Annotated in this window: 21 protein-coding genes; 12 read left to right on the forward strand and 9 right to left on the reverse strand. The window is 37.3% G+C overall.

All coding sequences use genetic code 11. The features are described 5' to 3' along the window. The first annotated feature begins 200 nt into the window (after nucleotides 1-200). From C8K15_RS12275 to C8K15_RS12285, 3 genes are read left to right on the forward strand one after another with little or no spacing between them, the layout of a single operon-like run. Nucleotides 201-323, forward strand: a complete 123-nt coding sequence (locus C8K15_RS12275; RefSeq protein ID WP_108586690.1) for a cytochrome C oxidase subunit II — start codon at nucleotides 201-203, stop codon at nucleotides 321-323. 15 nt (nucleotides 324-338) lie between these two features. Beyond that, complete coding sequence (locus C8K15_RS12280) at nucleotides 339-806, forward strand: cytochrome c oxidase subunit II (RefSeq protein WP_108586691.1); 468 nt, start codon at nucleotides 339-341, stop codon at nucleotides 804-806. Nucleotides 807-808: 2 nt separating this feature from the next. Next, nucleotides 809-2,461, forward strand: coding sequence for a b(o/a)3-type cytochrome-c oxidase subunit 1 (locus C8K15_RS12285; RefSeq protein WP_108586692.1), 1,653 nt, complete (start codon nucleotides 809-811; stop codon nucleotides 2,459-2,461). Nucleotides 2,462-2,594: 133 nt separating this feature from the next. Here C8K15_RS12285 and C8K15_RS12290 read toward each other — a convergent pair whose 3' ends face one another. Beyond that, complete coding sequence (locus C8K15_RS12290) at nucleotides 2,595-4,199, reverse strand: SWIM zinc finger family protein (RefSeq protein WP_108586693.1); 1,605 nt, start codon at nucleotides 4,197-4,199, stop codon at nucleotides 2,595-2,597. 213 nt (nucleotides 4,200-4,412) lie between these two features. Here C8K15_RS12290 and adh point away from each other — a divergent pair, with 213 nt between their 5' ends. The 7 genes from adh to C8K15_RS12325 all read left to right on the forward strand — a co-directional run bounded on the left by adh (nucleotide 4,413) and on the right by C8K15_RS12325 (nucleotide 9,625). Beyond that, nucleotides 4,413-5,933: an aldehyde dehydrogenase gene (adh, locus tag C8K15_RS12295; protein ID WP_108586694.1), complete on the forward strand. Its 1,521-nt coding sequence runs from the start codon at nucleotides 4,413-4,415 to the stop codon at nucleotides 5,931-5,933. A gap of 19 nt (nucleotides 5,934-5,952) precedes the next feature. After that, complete coding sequence (locus C8K15_RS12300) at nucleotides 5,953-6,318, forward strand: DUF779 domain-containing protein (protein WP_108586695.1); 366 nt, start codon at nucleotides 5,953-5,955, stop codon at nucleotides 6,316-6,318. Between the two features lie 323 nt (nucleotides 6,319-6,641). Next, nucleotides 6,642-6,845 (forward strand): hypothetical protein, encoded by a 204-nt coding sequence (locus tag C8K15_RS12305; protein WP_108586696.1) that lies wholly within the window; start codon nucleotides 6,642-6,644, stop codon nucleotides 6,843-6,845. Between the two features lie 44 nt (nucleotides 6,846-6,889). Beyond that, a complete protein-coding gene (locus tag C8K15_RS12310; protein WP_108586697.1) occupies nucleotides 6,890-7,651 on the forward strand; it encodes an NUDIX hydrolase in 762 nt (253 codons plus the stop codon). Between the two features lie 5 nt (nucleotides 7,652-7,656). Then, nucleotides 7,657-8,073, forward strand: coding sequence for a metallothiol transferase FosB (gene fosB / locus C8K15_RS12315; RefSeq protein ID WP_108586698.1), 417 nt, complete (start codon nucleotides 7,657-7,659; stop codon nucleotides 8,071-8,073). Nucleotides 8,074-8,099: 26 nt separating this feature from the next. Beyond that, nucleotides 8,100-8,834, forward strand: a complete 735-nt coding sequence (locus C8K15_RS12320; RefSeq protein ID WP_108586699.1) for a (S)-benzoin forming benzil reductase — start codon at nucleotides 8,100-8,102, stop codon at nucleotides 8,832-8,834. A 143-nt stretch (nucleotides 8,835-8,977) separates the two neighbouring features. Next, nucleotides 8,978-9,625, forward strand: a complete 648-nt coding sequence (locus C8K15_RS12325; protein ID WP_255421112.1) for an alpha/beta hydrolase family protein — start codon at nucleotides 8,978-8,980, stop codon at nucleotides 9,623-9,625. Between the two features lie 83 nt (nucleotides 9,626-9,708). Here the strand turns inward: C8K15_RS12325 and C8K15_RS21175 are convergent, their stop codons facing one another. The 6 genes from C8K15_RS21175 to C8K15_RS12350 form a co-directional block, all read right to left on the reverse strand. Further along, nucleotides 9,709-10,188 carry an alpha/beta hydrolase gene (locus C8K15_RS21175; protein WP_255421109.1) on the reverse strand — a complete coding sequence of 160 codons (480 nt, stop codon included), beginning with the start codon at nucleotides 10,186-10,188 and terminating at the stop codon, nucleotides 9,709-9,711. Then, the gene (locus C8K15_RS21180; protein WP_255421110.1) at nucleotides 10,185-10,484 is read right to left on the reverse strand and encodes an alpha/beta hydrolase-fold protein; all 300 of its coding nucleotides are present in this window, start codon (nucleotides 10,482-10,484) and stop codon (nucleotides 10,185-10,187) included. The genes C8K15_RS21175 and C8K15_RS21180 overlap by 4 nt, the downstream gene beginning before the upstream one ends. A gap of 142 nt (nucleotides 10,485-10,626) precedes the next feature. Next, complete coding sequence (locus C8K15_RS12335) at nucleotides 10,627-11,097, reverse strand: GNAT family N-acetyltransferase (protein ID WP_108586701.1); 471 nt, start codon at nucleotides 11,095-11,097, stop codon at nucleotides 10,627-10,629. 258 nt (nucleotides 11,098-11,355) lie between these two features. Beyond that, on the reverse strand, nucleotides 11,356-11,616 hold the full coding sequence (locus tag C8K15_RS12340; protein ID WP_108586702.1) for an NUDIX domain-containing protein: 261 nt from the start codon (nucleotides 11,614-11,616) through the stop codon (nucleotides 11,356-11,358). Between the two features lie 173 nt (nucleotides 11,617-11,789). After that, entirely contained in the window at nucleotides 11,790-13,139 is a 1,350-nt protein-coding gene (locus tag C8K15_RS12345) for a M28 family peptidase (RefSeq protein WP_108586703.1), read from the reverse strand. Between the two features lie 74 nt (nucleotides 13,140-13,213). Next, on the reverse strand, nucleotides 13,214-14,035 hold the full coding sequence (locus C8K15_RS12350; protein ID WP_108586704.1) for an AAC(3) family N-acetyltransferase: 822 nt from the start codon (nucleotides 14,033-14,035) through the stop codon (nucleotides 13,214-13,216). 170 nt (nucleotides 14,036-14,205) lie between these two features. On the opposite strand from C8K15_RS12350, the gene C8K15_RS12355 reads away from it, so the two are divergent. Then, entirely contained in the window at nucleotides 14,206-14,640 is a 435-nt protein-coding gene (locus tag C8K15_RS12355; RefSeq protein WP_108586705.1) for a DUF2306 domain-containing protein, read from the forward strand. Nucleotides 14,641-14,689: 49 nt separating this feature from the next. On the opposite strand, the gene C8K15_RS12360 is transcribed toward C8K15_RS12355, so the two are convergent. Continuing rightward, entirely contained in the window at nucleotides 14,690-15,709 is a 1,020-nt protein-coding gene (locus tag C8K15_RS12360; protein ID WP_108586706.1) for an NADP-dependent oxidoreductase, read from the reverse strand. Nucleotides 15,710-15,812: 103 nt separating this feature from the next. After that, nucleotides 15,813-16,307 carry a YusW family protein gene (locus tag C8K15_RS12365; protein ID WP_108586707.1) on the reverse strand — a complete coding sequence of 165 codons (495 nt, stop codon included), beginning with the start codon at nucleotides 16,305-16,307 and terminating at the stop codon, nucleotides 15,813-15,815. Nucleotides 16,308-16,443: 136 nt separating this feature from the next. Here C8K15_RS12365 and C8K15_RS12370 point away from each other — a divergent pair, with 136 nt between their 5' ends. Further along, on the forward strand, nucleotides 16,444-17,451 hold the full coding sequence (locus C8K15_RS12370) for a phosphotransferase enzyme family protein (RefSeq protein WP_108586708.1): 1,008 nt from the start codon (nucleotides 16,444-16,446) through the stop codon (nucleotides 17,449-17,451). Nucleotides 17,452-17,467 lie beyond the last annotated feature (16 nt).

Here is a 17,467-nt window from a genome sequence, read left to right on the forward strand (position 1 = left end):
TGGACACGGTTGTGTGGAATATCCGGGTGACAAAGCTGAATAAATCCAGAGCGTAGCTGAAAGAAAAGCAAATATATATTTATCGACAAATAGGTGAATTCTTTGTTAATAAATCTCCAAGTGTGATAAAAGTCACAGTGTTTAACAGGAGAATGCATTACGCTGAACGTAACCTAATTACATTTAAGGAGTGAGAATAAGTGAGCAAACCAAAACACAATCCAGAAGTAAATTTAAAAGGAACATTGGTTAGTGTTTTTATCGTTGGAATTCTTATCATCGTCATGTGGTTAGCTGTTTATTTAATGTACGTAGCAAGATAAAAGGAGAGGATTACAATGCATTTACATAAATACGAAAAAATTTGGCTCATATTTGGACTCGTTTCACTAGTTGTATTTTTAAGTATCGTAGGAGTTAGTGCATTTTCTCATGGTCATACACCGGCTGGGGGAATGACGACAATTGATCCGAAGAAAGTAAATGAAACCGCGCCGTTTGACAAGCCAGGCGTCACCCAAATAAATGATGACACTTACCAAGTGGCAATTGTAGCAATGGCGTTTGGTTACACTGCACCAGATTTAAAAGTTCCGGTTGGAAAAGAAATCATTTTTAAACTAACAAGTACAGATGTCGTTCATAGTTTTACAATTGATAACACAAAAGTCAACATGATGGTCGTCCCTGGTCAAATTACAACTAAGTCATACACATTCGACAAACCCGGAAAGTATTTAATTCTTTGTAATGAATATTGCGGATCTGGCCACCACTTAATGTCTACAGAAATTGAGGTGTACTAGTCATGATCGCTATAAGAGATCGTAAGTTAGCATTATGGAATATTGGAGTAGCATACATCGCCTTCTTAATTGGTACGTTATGCGGATTATTACAAGTATTTATTCGAAATGATGCACTCAAATTACCGAGTTGGTTAGATTATTATCAAATATTAACGGCACATGGCGTGCTGCTTGCACTTATTTTTACTACATTCTTTATTTTTGGTTTCTTTATTACAGGTATGAGTAAAAGTCTTGGAAGTTTCGGTCCGAAAGTCTATCTATTCTCTTGGATTGGTTTTCTGGTAACAACAATAGGAACCGTATTAGCTACCGCCATGATTGTTTCGGGAGAAGCTTCGGTTTTATATACGTTCTATGCTCCATTGAAAGCGAGCGGTTGGTATTACGTAGGTCTTGCTTTATTCGTAGTAGGTACATGGATTAGTAGTTTTGCTTTAGTCGGTCACTATATGATTTGGCGAAAAAAGCATAAAGGTCAATTAAGTCCATTATTTGCATTCATGACGATTGCGACAATTGTCATGTGGATTATAGCGTGTTTAGGCGTTGTGGCAACCGTATTATTCCAATTTATTCCTTGGGCATTTGGTTGGGTTGATACGATAAATGTTGAATTAAGCCGCTCATTATTCTGGTATTTCGGGCATCCTTTGGTATATTTCTGGCTACTACCTGCATACATGGCATGGTATGTCATTGTACCGAAGTTAATTGGAACAAAAGTATTTAGTGATTCCCTTGCACGTTTATCATTTGTATTATTTATTCTCTTTTCTATCCCAGTTGGATTCCACCATCAGTTAACTGAACCTGGGATCTCTAATTTTTGGAAATTCCTTCAAGTTGTTTTAACGTTTATGGTAATCATTCCATCATTGATGACTGCATTCTCGATGTTTGCAACTTTTGAAATTGCAGGTCGTAAAAAAGGCGGCAAAGGACTTTTCGGATGGTTTACAAAACTTCCTTGGAAAGATGTGCGTTTTACATCCATATTTGTAGCGATGGCGTTCTTCATCCCTGGTGGAGCGGGCGGGATTATTAATGCTAGTTTCCAATTAAATGAGATAGTTCACAATACATTATGGATCGTTGGACATTTCCACATTACAGTCGGAACACCTGTAGCTATGACATTTATGGGGCTGACATTCTGGATCATTCCTTATTTAACGGGTCGTAAATTTTCAAAATCTATGCAAAAATTAGGGTTCATCCAAATTATTACATGGGCTATCGGGATGTTGTTAATGTCGACATCACAGCACATTTTAGGTTTGCTTGGCGCACCAAGACGTACTGCGTATTCTGGTTACAATAATCACCCATCCGCAATGGAATGGTTTGATGGAATTTTAAGCAATCATGTAACCATGGCAATCGGCGGAAGTATATTATTTTTATCAGCAATGATACTAATATATATTGTTGTTATGACCATGTTCATTTCTCCAAAAGCCGTTAAGGAAAGAGATTTTGTTGACTTCCCAATGGCTGAAAGTGATGTTGAGAACACACCGAAATTCTTGGAAAACTGGTGGATTTGGATTGGTATCGCCTTCGTCCTCATTATCATCGCATATGCGATTCCATTAAGCGGTATGATTCACCATGCACCTCCAGGTTCAGAAGGTTTTAAAACATGGTAGGAGTTGAGTAAAATGGTAGTCTTAATGTTAATTTGTTTATTCGTCGTCATTACTTTGGTGACGGGTATGATAATTGATTTAAATAGTTTAGATGAATAATTGAAACAAAAAAGGTTTGTGGCGAGAGTTTTCGCTACAAACCTTTTTTAGTGTTCATTTTATCGAGCTCATCTAGGAATGCAGTGCGCAAAGGATATTTTTTTTGTAAGGCATCCACTAGTAATGCGGTGACCTCCTCGCCGAACAATTTCTTAAACGCCTTGATTTCCCGACATACTTGACGATAATTCGAGCGGTTGGATGCACTACTTGCTTTTTCATACAACCATAGAAGGTACAATTCTTTTGTTTCTTGCGGATACTCTGCCTTAAGCCATTGTACGTGTTCAGGTAGATTATACAAATTCACCTGACAATAGTGAAGCAGCTGGCTAAATAAATTCTCTTGTTTCAAAATGGTTGTATACACTACTGAGTACTGATGTTTGGAGTTCAAGATTGATAAAAGTTTATCAAGCACATCAGGCCATTCGTCTAGGCTATAAAGCTCTTTTAAATCGTTGAAAAATTCGATATTACCATGTGAAACTAGTTGAAAAGCAAGTTCTTTCTGATGTGCCAAGTGATTTTGCATTTTATGCAACTTATATTGGTGAATTCGCCATTTATTTACCAATCCTGGATATTCAGAATGCTCGAATTCACCTGCTAATGCGATATCCATAGCATCGTCCAAATTCTGTAAAGCAATGGCCCGTTCAATGGCTATTTCTTTAATGTCATCTAGATGTCTATTATTTTGTAAAAAATTTTCAATAGCTTGATCATCTTGTCGAATGGACAACAAGTTGAATTGGAGAATTTTCAATTGACTGAGCTCATATCTGCTCCTATAGCCGGATTCGGATTGGATAAAAGTTTCAAGAAATTGCAAATGAAGTGACATTAAGTTGAACAATTTCTCATCTTCACATAGCGTCATCCCAGCCCTAAGCAATTCGAATTTCCAATCGGACCAATCCGTGTAAATTTTATTTTCAGAAGCTTTTATAATTTGTTTAAGCATCGAGGTCTTCTCTTGACTTGACCATGAGAAGACGCCATTGGAAATAGCATAGTGAATTTGAGATTGCAATTGTTGAATCACATCACCAAAATTCCCAGATGAATCGTCGGTGAACTGTAGTGCTTTGACGACGGGTTGCAACGTTTGAAGTCCTGTCTTAACGGCCATCTGATAACGACTCGTTTCGATGTACTGATCAATAAGAAGTATTAACTTTTCTGCTCCATGGAGTGCCATAAATGACTGACTGTAAGTAATAAATCCCCTCTGTTTAGCACAATTAATTGAAGACTGGACAATGATTTTGGATTGGCTCAGTTCATTGTTATCCAGCACATCTTCGTAACGAACTATGTGGATAGAAGATACCTTCGATTCAGCTTGAGTCGGAAGAGCGGTAACAGTATCAAGAATAGCCAGACACAGTGCAACTTGATGTTTGCAAAAATCTGTTATTGTATATGGACAGTCACAGTTGGAGGAAAGAATGTCATGTTGATCATTCACTTCCAGCTGAACTAAATATAGCTCTGTCCCCAACACTTCTGCGTGAAAAGTAGAAGTATTGCTTTTACTTAGCTTTATATGTTGGACTTGCCCATTTTGAAAATAAGATTTACCACGTTTGAAAATATGGGATGGCACCGATTGATTTAAGTCGATAAGGTTCAAAATCACACCTCCTCTCTATAATTACCTTAAACGATTATTTAATTTCTGCCAACAAATCTATTAGCATATTCTAACAACAAATATATTGTAATTTTCGATGTAATCTGACAATATAAAATAGAAGGATTTCCAAAGTTTAGGATTCTATCATTTTAATAGATAAAAGCGCATACAATGGAAATTACTACTTGTACAAATAGGAGGAACTTGAGAATGGTATATGCATTTCCAAACACAGATGGTTCTATCATAACTTTTAAAGAAAAATATGATAATTATATTAATGGTGAGTGGACTGCTCCAGTAAATGGTCAATATTTTGATAACGTAACACCTGTAACGGGTCAAAATTTCACTCAAATTGCTCGCTCAACTTCAGAAGACATTGAACTAGCTCTTGATGCAGCCCATGCAGCAAAAGACGATTGGGGAAAAACGTCTGTAGCTGCACGTGCTAATATTTTAAATAAAATTGCTGATCGTATGGAAGAAAACTTAGAAATGTTAGCTGTTGCAGAAACTTGGGATAACGGGAAAGCAGTACGTGAAACATTAAATGCAGATTTACCTCTTGCTATCGACCACTTCCGCTACTTTGCAGGGGCTATCCGTGCGCAAGAAGGCTCATTAAGTCAAATTGATGATGATACAGTTGCTTATCATTTCCATGAACCTATTGGAGTAGTAGGACAAATCATTCCTTGGAACTTCCCACTATTAATGGCGGTATGGAAGCTTGCTCCAGCCCTAGCTGCAGGAAACTGTGTAGTGTTAAAACCTGCTGAGCAAACACCAGCTAGTATTCTAGTATTTGCTGAACTAGTTGGAGATTTATTACCACCAGGTGTGTTGAACATTGTCAATGGTTTTGGATTAGAAGCCGGGAAGCCACTTGCATCGAACCCGCGTATCGGAAAAATTGCCTTCACTGGTGAAACGACTACAGGTCGTATGATTATGCAATACGCTTCTCAAAACTTAATTCCAGTTACTTTAGAATTAGGCGGCAAGTCACCAAACATTTTCTTCGAAGATGTAATGGATCATGATGATGCGTTCTTAGATAAAGCAGTTGAAGGATTTGTATTATTTGCATTGAACCAAGGGGAAGTATGTACATGCCCTTCACGTGCATTAGTTCAAGAGTCTATTTACGATAAATTTATGGAAAAAGTATTAGCACGCGTTGAAGCAATTATAACTGGAAACCCTCTTGATCCAAATACGATGATGGGTGCTCAAGCTTCTAACGAACAATTAGAAAAAATCTTGTCTTACCTGGATATCGGGAAACAAGAGGGAGCAGAATGCTTAATTGGTGGAGAACGTAATAATATTGACGGCGATTTCGCGGGAGGATATTATGTGAAACCGACTGTCTTCAAAGGGAATAACAAAATGCGTATTTTCCAAGAAGAAATCTTTGGTCCAGTTGTCTCAGTAACAACGTTCAAAACTCAAGAAGAGGCACTTGAAATTGCCAATGATACTTTATATGGACTTGGAGCAGGTGTATGGTCACGTAACATGAATACAGCATACCGTTTCGGGCGTGCGATTCATGCTGGTCGCGTTTGGACAAACTGTTACCATGCTTACCCAGCACATGCTGCGTTCGGTGGATACAAAATGTCAGGTATCGGTCGCGAAAACCACTTAATGATGTTGAATCACTACCAACAAACTAAAAACCTACTTGTTAGTTACAACGAAAACAAATTAGGATTCTTTTGATCGAAAGGGGAATGGACCAATGATTGAACGCGTTACTGCAACGGACGCCACGCTTGAACTGATCGAGTTATTGAAAAGCAAGCACGGTCCTGTCATGTTCCACCAATCAGGAGGTTGCTGTGACGGGTCTGCACCAATGTGCTACCCAGAAGGCGATTTGATGGTTGGGGATCAAGATGTGCTGCTCGGTTCAATCGGCGACAGTCCTTTCTATATGCACAAAAGCCAATATGACTATTGGAAACATACACAACTGATTATCGACGTGATAGACGGTCGTGGCGGTATGTTTTCTTTAGAAGGTGTAGAAGGTAAACGATTCTTAACCAGATCGCGCGCCTTCACGGCTGAAGAGAATAAAGAAATTCAAGCAAATTCAAACTAAGAGTTACGAAAAGCCGTCATTTTTCCGAGTGAAAACTTGTGAGATGACGGCTTTTTTATGGGGAAATTGGGTGAACGGGAAAAAACATCGATTGAAAAGGAATAAACGGGGATGAATAGGAATAAAACAGTCGCGAACGGGATTAAACCCCTCGTGAAAAGGAATAAATCAAACTGAATGGGAATAAATACTGGTAAAGATGGGCAAATGAAATAAAGGGTTTTCAAAATGGATTAGAGAAAGGTAAAAGATAGCAATAACTATGCGCCAACTACTTTCTAACACGGCTTAAGGTACAATTAAAGAAAAGGAGTGAATATGATTTGGGTAAAATCATTTTTATGTTATTAGTGGTTGTTATTATTTGGTCGTTGTGGCGATTAGCTACTAATCGTCGATTGCCTTTAGATTATTTCTCGCAAGTTGAGGATGATTTTAAAGGGAAAAAAGAGGAAAGCAAAACTACACTTCTCCATGATACAAAACACGAAATAGAAGATGAAGAATCAACATCCAAAAAAGACTAACGCTACATAATAGAACATTTATTGAAAATGAAGGTGGAGAATTAATGTTATTTCGAAGAAAATCCTACACTATAAATCCGGACATGTACGATACGTTTAACCATTTTTTTCACACCTTTCTATTACCAAATCAACTGACACATGGTGCAAGCCTTGTCGGCCGTTGGGTAAATGAAAGCAGAACGGAAATTATGGCAATGTGGGCATACCGAGACCTAGCGGATTTTGAACATGTTGATGCTGCTATTCGTGAATCAGAACATCATCAAACTGCTCAAAACTACAGACAGACCCTACCGTCTTTATTTGAGAACAGTTCAGAAGACTTTATGGAGTCGACAGGCAACTATTCAACATCACCTTATATTGTGGCTGTATCTGGTTTTATTCAAAATGAAGCGGGGCAAGTCCTGCTTGTTCGAAATGAACATCGTTCCAACACGTACGAGATGCCAGGTGGACGAGTAGAGCCAGGGGAGAGTATGAAGGATGCTGTAGCTCGCGAAGTTCTTGAAGAAACAGGAATTCATGCGGAGATTGGTGATATGGTGGGTGTTTATCAAAATGTCACGACTGGAGTACTTTGTCTCGTTTACAGAGGAAAGTGGATTTCGGGAAGCGCTACACCTAACCCGGGAGAAACAATCGATGCGCAGTTTGTTGAACTAAATGAAACGAATGTAGCCGATTGGATTACAAGAGAGCACTTTGCAACGCGAGTCTTTGATGCCATGAACCAAGGAAATGTAGCCTATGAATCATATGAAGTAAGACCATATCGATTACTTGAACGTGTGCAGGGATAGCCGAGATGAAGATTAATCATTTGTTGTTTTCTGTATCGAGTCTAGAGAACTCGATTGAATTCTACTCGAAAGTCCTTGGTGCTAAGTTAATAGCAAAAGGCAGAACGACCGCCTACTTTGACTTAGATGGTTTGTGGCTTGCATTGAATGAAGAAAGAGACATTCCACGAAATGAAATTTACGATTCTTACACACATTTGGCATTCACAATCAATCTGTGTGAATTTGATGAAACACTTGATAAATTGAAGAAATTAAATGTTTCGATATTGCCTAGTCGAGCGAGAGATGCTCGGGATAAAAAGTCCATTTACTTTGAAGATCCAGACGGACATAAATTCGAATTTCATACGGGCACCCTAAAAGACCGAATGGATTATTACAAGAAAGATAAGGGACATATGGAGTTTTACGACTTTTAAGATAGAGCCTCGAAGGGATGGAATAAATGAAAGCATATATTATCACTGGAGCATCAAAAGGAATTGGCCTTGAACTTGCGAAACAGCTTATCGAAGCGGGTCATTGTGTTGTTGGAATCGCCCGTACAGAGAGCGAACTAGACGGGATGAAATTCATTCAGGCAGACCTTTCTAAGACGGAGAAACTTGAATCGCTGTTGAATGAAGTAATCGAGTCTGTACCAGAAAATGTTGGTTCATTCACACTCATTAATAATGCAGGGATGGTTGATCCAATAGGGTTAATTGGGTCTGTAAGTCCTGAAGAAATGACGAAGGCAATCGCGGTCAATTTGACTGCACCAATGATTATTTCTAATGCATATATCTCTAAGTTGAAGGATTTTCAGGGAACAAAGCGTATTGTCAATATTTCGTCTGGTGCTGGTCGAAATGCATATGAAGGCTGGGGAACTTACTGTGCGACAAAAGCGGGACTTGATCATTTTTCACGGGTTGTGGCACTTGAGCAATTGAAGGCTAAGCATCCTATAGAAATTGTTTCAATCGCTCCTGGTATAATCGACACGGGCATGCAAGAGAATATTCGAGCTAGCAGTGAAGATGCGTTTCCACTACTTGATAAGTTCATTGATTACAAAGAACAAGGTTTACTAAGCAGTGCCGAACAAACTGCGCGAAAACTAATTTCGTTCATGGAAAACGAAGACTATAAAGAAGTCGGTCCAATAGCTGATATCCGGAATTTTAATATGGATTAATTGTGGTAAGTGCTTTTTTATGAAATCTGTTAAAGGTAACAGAATCTATAATAAGGATTGAACTGATTAATGAAAAAAGTGAAATTGAAAAACTTTAATTATAAGTTGTTCGAGCCAATACATAACATTAATGGCTAACTATTATTTTATATCATGGTTGGGGAACAGATGCGGATAGCTACAGTAATTTAGCTGAGAATATTACACAGAAAGGATTTAGGGTAATCGTTCCGGAAATCATTTATCACGATACTAGAAATTTATTAGAAAACCACATTAATAAAGAAGTAATACAGAAATATTTTTGGAAAACGATTGTTGAAAGTATTGAAGAGTTTGATGAGTTTACGAAAGAATTAGGCATTCAATTGCAAAAAACCATCGTTGCGGGAAGCTCTATGGGAGGTTTTATTGCGAATGGTATTTTTGCATCCTCAAAAAAATTAGGCGGCTTAGTAAACATTAACGGGTCTGGATCTTTTTTGTTATCAGAAAGACAGTTTAGAAAGATGGACAACCGACCTGAGATACCAGTGGAAGAAGAACATATGTCGAGAAAATATAATCCAGTTGAGCGAAAAAATTGTAATTCACCCGTACTTCTTATGCATGGTGATTCAGATCAAACAGTTCCAGTGGAGGGGCAAAAGGATTACTTTAATCACTTGATTGAAGTCGAAGGGAGAAAAGATGTCGATTTGTTGATTTACGAAGATATCAACCATCAAATTTCCCTAGAGATGTTAAAGGATTTAATGGTTTGGCTAAATAAGTTTCAGAAAAAGGAATGACTTCTTCATATTGAGAGAAGGAGGCATTCCTTTTGCAATTTCCTATTTCTTAAAAAGTAACCAAATTACTTGTTTGAGCGATTTCAACTAAATAGTTCAGTGAATATTTCAGGGACCCTTTTACGGAAAGACGAATAATTATGTTCAGCATCTTCCAGTATTTCAAATTTAGTATCCGTTAGTTTCCCTGATAGGATATCAAATATTGCTTGGTTGGATTCTAGAAATCCTTTGCTTATCCGCTCGTCTTCGCTTTCTTTCGTTCCACCATCCATGTAAAACTTTTCTATGGACGACAAATCTGTATGTATTAGCAACTTTTCTATTTCTTCTTGGTTACGCCAAAAAGCAGAAGAGATGGTTGCGACTTTGGTAAATATGTGAGGGTATCGACATACAGCGTACGTTGAAATCAGACCACCCAGGGAAACACCCGCAATACTAGTGGAGTGCTCAAGTGTTCTATATTTAGAATCAATAAATGGCTTAAGTTCATTAACAATAAACTCAACGTAAGCTGCACCTTTACCACCGGTAGTACTTTCTATCCCGATTAAATTCAATTCTTACTATATTCACCATCAACCCAAGGACAGTACTCATTTTTGCGTTCATCACCTAGCGTGTTTGTATCTATGCCTACCACAATTAGTTCTAATCTACTTTTATCTAAGTAATCTTTCAATCCTAATGAAACCCCTTGAATTGCATCTTGGTCTTCAAAGACATTTTGTCCATCGTGCATATACAGGACAGAGTAACGTTTAGTTTGTTCTGCCTCATAAGTGGGTGGTGTATAAACGCGAATCGTTCTTTCATGATTGAAAGCCGAGATAGGAATTTTGAATTTTTCAAGCATGTAGAATATCAACCTTTCGTTTCTAAGTGACGCTTAACCTATAAGTTATGTTTCTCAATGTTTTATATTGTTTTCAATTTTATAAAGAGTTGAGAAAGGAGTGCATCATTAAGAGATTGTCCCCAGGTTACGTAGGTTGTAGTCATGAGAAAATCCTCCATTTATAGATACACTTTTGACGTTCCCCTTCTAAGTACATATCGGTGTCAGTTGGTAAGTCTACTATTTCAATAAGTTCTGCCCCAATTCTAATACACGTCTTTTGGGATGCGATATTTTCAGGGTTACACGTAATAATTAACTCATCCATTCCATGAGCTAGCGCAACTTTTCCGAGTAATTTACACGCTTTCGCTGCATAGTGATGTCCCCTATGTTTCTTATCTATGCCGTATCCAATATGTCCACCATAGTAAGTAAGTGTATTGTTACCTATACGAAGATCAATGGTTCCTATGGTTAGTTTAGTTCCTGTCAGATTGATTGCATAACAATAGGTTGGAACAAATCCTTTTACTTTATTTTCAGGAATTTTTTGTTCTATTATTAAATCGATTTCTTCCCCTTTAATAATATCGAAAGGAAAGAATTTAAAATTACCCTTCTTTGACATAAAACACCGCCATTCGTAAAATTAAAAATTTAATTATTTTAAAATGTCCTCTAAAGGAGGATCCCAGGGTGAACGATATAGGTCTAAGCGCTAACCGTGAATAAGTGGTTGACTATGTTGTAACGCCATCCAAATCTGTAAATCTAAGTGATCGACAGGTCCAATATCACTGGATAAATCCCATAATGTGATTCGTTCCATTTCGTCATTCGGAATAAAAGAAGTTAAGTGAGAGGCTTTACAAAAGTAGACGGGGTTTTATTTTACACGTTGTGTTTCTAGATTTCGAATTTTTGCTAAACCTTGAAATGCCAAGTTTTCAACTTTTTGTCCCGTTTCCTCGTACAGTTCACGAATAGCACATTCTTTAGGAGATTCATTTAATTCTCTTCTTCCTGCTGGTAGTTCCCATCTTTTACGAAAGTGGTTAAATCCAAAAAGAATGTCATGTTTAACTTGAACAATTGCATAAGGACCCGCTATAGCATAGTTATGTAATTCATCTTCTGTTAGATACATAAATTATAATGAAGGATCTACATTCATTCTCCTTTAAGAACAACAAATAAAAAGTTTTTATCTTATAATATTCGTTACTAAAAAACAAGTTCCTGCTTTTTCCATCTAATTAAAAGAAAACCCCACGTAACCTGATTATTTTCCAGGTACGTAGGGTTTTCATGTATGATGATTTATTTCGCATAGTGCTCTACACGGGTTTGATTCATGATGGCAAGAGTGACAATTTCAGCAACATCTTGGAGCTTTGCTTTGCTGATTTTATCTATTTTATCTTCGGGTTTATGATACCAAGGCTCTGCTGGATTATGAATGAATAAAGCAGCGGGAATGCCTGCTTTTGCAAAAGGAACATGATCACTACGGTCACCTTGGTTTACAGGAGTTGGTTTTCCGTTTAATTTTAAACTTGCTGCTTGAGTGAGTTCTGTGACTAGATTAGGCTTGTCGTCTATCGTTTCTAAAGTTAATTTACCCGCATCTTTACTACCTACCATATCTAAATTAAAGTTTGCTTTGATACGACCAATTTCATTAGCTGATAACTGATCAACGTAATGATTTGAGCCAAGTAATCCCAGTTCTTCAGCGCCAAATGTTATAAATCGAATTTCTGTATCGCTAGGAATGGTTTTAAAGATGCGAGCGAGTTCAAGCGTCATAGCAGTCCCTGATGCATTGTCATTGGCACCAGGTGCTCCAGCAACCGAATCATGATGTGCACTAATTACGATTATGTCATGTTTGGCTTTGATTTTAGAGTTGTTTTGATTTGAGGGTTTCTTAGTAGCAATGACATTGTGAGAAATATTTGTAATAGATTTTGCTCCTTCAATGTTAAGTGTAGCTTGAGTATCGGGATTATTTTTGACTTGCTTTACCAACTTTTCCCCTTCAGCTTGTGTCAATAATACAGCGGGTATAAAGGAGTCGTTTGCTTCACCAAGACTTCCCATAATATCGCCAGGAGCATTGTTGTAAAAAATCACACCAGCTGCCCCTTTCTTGGCCGCATTTAACATTTTCTCCTTGAAACTAATATCGCCACGTTTTATAAGAACAATCTTTCCAGCTAAATCGAGATGTTGTAGCTCCTTAACTTTCCCGAGCCCAGCTGGGATAACTTCGCCAACTACATGTCCACTAACTGAATATTCTAAGGCACTTGGATCTACAATATGTATAAATCCATCTAGCGTTAATTCAATGGTATGAGGTGCTGTATAGTCATTGAAAGTAAATGTTTGAACCTCGGTTTTATAGCCATAGGAATCGAATTGCTTTTTAATATAGCCAACCGCTTCATCTTCTTGTTCGGTTCCCGCAACACGAGGTTTTTTGGATAGAGATTTGATATTTTTGTACATGTTGTCATCATCAATTGACTGTAGAATGTTAATTTCAAGATTAGTTGATTTTTCATCTTGAGAATTAGTGTAATAAGTTGCAAAAGTAGCAATAGGAGCAATTACACACAGCCCAATAATGGCTGTGATGACAATTTTATAAATCGAATATTTCATTTTGACCCTCCAAAGTATTGAATACTTTAGGATGAACAAAAATAAGATTTTTACTTGTGCAATTCAAAAATTTTTTATTGGTCCACTACTGGATTCACTTTTAACCACTCTATGCCAAATTCCACAATTGGTTTCATTTGAATAACACGACAATCAGCTTGACCTAACTTAGCAACAAAGAATGCGTCTGCATGTGTTTTTTCAAAAGCTTCCCCAAGTTCCGGGAAACGATCCGAATCTCCATCTACAGATTGATACTCAATCCATATTCGCTCATCGTCCACTAACATCGCCGCACCTTGATTGGTATACGTTTTCGTTTCAAGAAAATTCTCAGATAGATGTAAAGCTGTACAGGAATCATAGCCTACACCAATCAACAGGATTTTGACGTTTTCATTTAAAAAAGTGCCGAGTGGTGATCCCATGCCAAAAGAATCTTCCAAAGGATGTTCCATCATCCATTTTTCTGCGTTTTTGCCCCAAGCCATAAAACTATGTACAGGATGATAGCTACGAATCGTTTTCGGATGACGATGAAAACATTCAGCAATTTTACCCATTCCACGTAAAGGTGTTAAGTGTGGATCATATGCAGGCATATGTTGACGAATAGGTTCATGCCAATCTTTCGGAACAGGCGGTAACATCCAATAGGAAGGCTCGGAGTTCTCTGCAGATTGTGCAGCCATGACGATAGTGCCTTGCGGTGTTATGGTTTCCATCAAAGCATCGATAACGGCTTTCGCTCCACCCGCAATCCATCCCATTGACTTAATAGAAGAGTGGACCATAATAGCATCTCCCGCTTGAATACCAAGCGTCAGTAATTGTTGTTTTAACGTTTCCACTGATTGAAAAGAAGTGGTTTCTTGTACGCGATCAAATTCACTCATGTTTTTATGCCCCTTTAGGTTAATTGTTGAGAAAAGTGACAACTTGCAATATTCTATTTTTTGTCACCAGTAACATACATTTAATTGCTATAATAACTGTATAAGATTGTAAGTATTGGAGGTCATATGAAACTTTTAATATATTTTTAACAGTTCATATTATAACAGGAATGATTTGTTTACTAACAGGTTTATTAGCAGGATTATCGAAGAAAAGAAAAGGAAAACATACGGCATTCGGGGAAATATATCACGGTTCTTTCGTTTTCGTATTTATTAGTGCAGTCGTTATGTCCATCATTCACTGGAATGAAAGTGCTTATCTATTTTATATTGGCGTATTTTCGTATTCACTTGCTTTCCTTGGTTATTTATCTGCGAAAATACGATGGAAAAATTGGCTAGGGACACATATCGGTGGAATGTTAGGTTCATATATAGGTATAGTCACCGCTACTTTAGTCGTGAATATCGATAGAATACCGTTGTTAAATGAATACCCCGTGATTTGGTTTTGGTTCTTGCCAACAATAATTGGAACACCAATCATATTCATAATAGGAAAAAAGTATCGTCCTCAGAAAGGTAGAAAACTTCTAACATAATTTCAAAGAAAAAGCCGCTCAGGAATTACTCCAAAACGGCATTGCTCTATTAGTATTTTTCGATTTCAGCCACCTTAACAACAGATTTCCCTAGGTTTGCACCTTTGAAAAGATCCAAGAATGCGTCTATGGTATGGTCAAAACCTTCTGTAATTGTTTCTTCATACTTGAGTTTGCCTTCAGTTAACCAAGTTGCTAAATCTTTTGCGCCTTCGCCAAAACGAGATGTATAGTTACCAATCGTAAAACCTTGCATTAACGAGCTAGTCTTGATTAAGTAGCCTTGCACACGCGGTCCAACGTCTACTTGTTCATTATTGTAAGAAGAAATAGCGCCACACACTGGAATTCGTGCAAAGTTATTTAATAGTGGAAAGACGGCATCAGCAATTTCTCCGCCAACATTTTCAAAGTAAACATCTATTCCGTTAGGACATGCTTCACGTAAGGCTTCCGCCACATCTTGCGTTTTGTAATTAATGGCTGCATCAAATCCTAATTCATCTATTAGGAACTTCACTTTTTCATCTGAACCAGCGATTCCCACAACATGAGCACCTTTAATTTTTGCGATTTGCCCAACAATGGAACCAACTGCTCCAGCTGCTCCGGAAACGACAACGGTTTCACCTTCTTTTGGCTTCCCGATATCCAGTAAACCAAAATAAGCTGTTAATCCAGTCATCCCAAGTACACTCAAATACGCAGAGGCAGGGGCAAGTATATGGTCAATTTTACGTACCGTATTATCTTTTGCTATGCTGAATTCTTGCCAAGGAAGTGATCCTAAAACCATATCTCCTTTTTCAAGAAGTGCGGACTTGGAGTCAACAACTTGAGCAACAACGCCGCTCGAAATCATTTGGTTTAATTCAAACGGAGGAATATAAGATTTCGTATCATTCATACGTCCTCGTAAATAGGGATCAACAGAAATATAGACAGTTTTAACAAGCACTTCGCCTTCAGATATTTTACCAATTGGTGCATTCACCATTTCGAAATCATCTTTTGTAGGTGTACCTGTAGGTCGTTGAATGAGCTTAATTTGTTTTTGCAAAATGAACATCCTTTCATTCACATAGAGTAACGTGTATGTAGTAATGTAACTTACTCGGCAATTTTTTTCATGATAAAAGTCCTCAACCAATGTTAAGGACTTCATTTCTAGCCTATTTTACTAATTCAATTTCTTTTTTCTTATTATTATGCCAGATGATATCAACATCGATTTTGGTGTAATTGTCTTGTATATCGAACGTTTCAACAACTCGATTAATGATATCTTCATCGGTCATGTCTTCTTTTAATTGAAGTTGACCAAATAATGGTCTAAGTTTGGCCATTGCTTCTTTACCTGTGGCATTTGAAGTATCATCCGCCACATTTTTATATTCAGCATCCGTTGAGTCTTTCTCTTCTTCATAATTCACATCAATCGCTTCTTCTTGATCTGGATAATCTACTTCAAGTTCAAACTTTTTAAATCCATAAATTTCATTTTCCCCGGTATCGGCCGGATTTTCACCAGGTGCATCATCTTCAATGTCATTGTTCGTATTATTATTTGTAACATCTTTTGTTATCTCGTCCTTATCTCCACAAGCTCCGAGCAAAGCGGCAGAAAGTAGTAAACTGGCAACAACCTTAGTTTTTTTGAATGTCATGTTCATCCTCATCCTTTCAATTCAATTTATATTGGTATGCCCAAAAGTGAACGAATTAACGGTTCATTTAATCATTTTTATATTTTTTTATAGAATTACGATGAGTTGAATCATAATACGAACAGGAGGAATCAAGATGAATATTGAAAGCATCTCAGAGAACTTAACGTTATTAACCCAAAAAAAGATTAAGAAAGTTGAACCACTTTCTGGCGGTTTCCAAAACCATGTGTTTCGGTTTTTAATGGATCACCATTGGTATATTGCACGTTTAACACCCATAAAAAAGAGGTCAAAAGAATTGATTGAAGCTGAACTGTCATTTATGAAAGCAATGAGGAAAAATAATATTCAAACACCAGATGTGATTTCAATTAATGACAAAAGAGTAACAGAATTGATTATTGATAATAAGCTCTTTTACATTACTATTTTTCAATTTGTAGAAAACCAGGAACTTGATGTATCCGATTTATCCATATGGAACGCGAATTTCTTTTTTGAATGGGGTAAAACTATTGGCCAGATGCACCGAATCAGTGAAACTTCACTGGAAAAAATTCATAGACCAGTTTGGATGGAAGATGATAGGGAAGTAAACCCAATTCCATCACTCTTGGTAGATAATAAGCACTGGTTAAAGGAAATTTACAAAGACCTTTTAATAAAACTAGCTACATTCCCTCAAGCCAAACGTAATTTCGGATTGATTCATAACGATTTGCATCAAGGGAATTTTTTTGTTAGCTCTAATCAACTCGTACTATTTGATTTTGACGATTGTTCTTATAATTGGTACGTTCAAGACCTTTCGACTTCTATTTACCATGCGCTATGGACAGGTGGTGCTTACCATCCGAAGTGGGACAAGTTTCACCAAGAATTTTTAGAATATTTTCTAAAAGGTTACTTGAGCGTCCGAGAACTTACAGAAAATGATTTAGTCCAACTGGAATTGTTTTTGCAAATGCGGGAGTTGTTTTTATACTTGTTATTCAAAAAGAGCTGGGATCTTAAACATTTAGAAGAGTGGCAGTCCGAAAAGCTTTTAGAAATGGAAGAGAACTTACGTCACAATCGAATCCCATATGAAAATGAGTTGAGAACGTGGAAGAACGAAACTTTTAATGGTCATCCCTCGTAGAAGTAACAAAAGGGAG

It is taken from the genome of Paenisporosarcina sp. OV554, assembly GCF_003058165.1.
Taxonomy (GTDB): domain Bacteria; phylum Bacillota; class Bacilli; order Bacillales_A; family Planococcaceae; genus Paenisporosarcina.